The sequence below is a fragment of the Burkholderia sp. Bp8992 genome (genome assembly GCF_003853705.1).
Taxonomy (GTDB): domain Bacteria; phylum Pseudomonadota; class Gammaproteobacteria; order Burkholderiales; family Burkholderiaceae; genus Burkholderia.
The window spans coordinates 1-654 of sequence record NZ_QTQI01000078.1; the positions used below are offsets into that span (position 1 = coordinate 1).

A 654-nucleotide genomic window follows, 5' to 3' on the forward strand; every position below is an offset into this window, starting at 1 on the left:
GCTCAGTGCAGGATCTTCGCGAGGAAGTCCTTCGCGCGTTCCGATTTCGGATTCGAGAAGAAATCGTCCTTGCGGTCGTCCTCGACGATCGCGCCCTTGTCCATGAAGATCACGCGATGCGCGACCTTCTTCGCGAAGCCCATCTCGTGCGTGACGACCATCATCGTCATCCCTTCCTGCGCGAGTTCGACCATCACGTCGAGCACTTCGTTGATCATCTCGGGGTCGAGCGCGGACGTCGGCTCGTCGAACAGCATCGCGACCGGGTCCATCGACAGCGCGCGCGCGATCGCGACACGCTGCTGCTGGCCACCCGACAACTGGCCCGGAAACTTGTGCGCGTGCGCCTTCAGGCCGACGCGGTCGAGCAGCTTCATGCCCTTCTCGTTCGCCTCGTCCTTGCCGCGGCCGAGCACCTTGACCTGCGCGAGCGTCAGGTTCTCGGTGATCGACAGGTGCGGGAACAGCTCGAAATGCTGGAACACCATCCCGACCTTCGAGCGCAGCTTCGACAGGTTCGTCTTCTTGTCGCCGACCGACTGGCCGTTCACGAGAATCTCGCCCTGCTGGAACGGCTCGAGGCCGTTGACGGTCTTGATCAGCGTCGACTTGCCCGAGCCCGACGGGCCGCACACGACGACCACTTCGCCTTTC

General features: G+C 63.1%; 1 protein-coding gene. It reads right to left on the reverse strand.

Translation table 11 applies throughout. The features are described 5' to 3' along the window. Positions 1–2 precede the first annotated feature (2 nt). Positions 3–654: amino acid ABC transporter ATP-binding protein (locus DIE03_RS38050; protein ID WP_148092921.1), on the reverse strand; the 652-nt coding region annotated here is incomplete at its 5' end.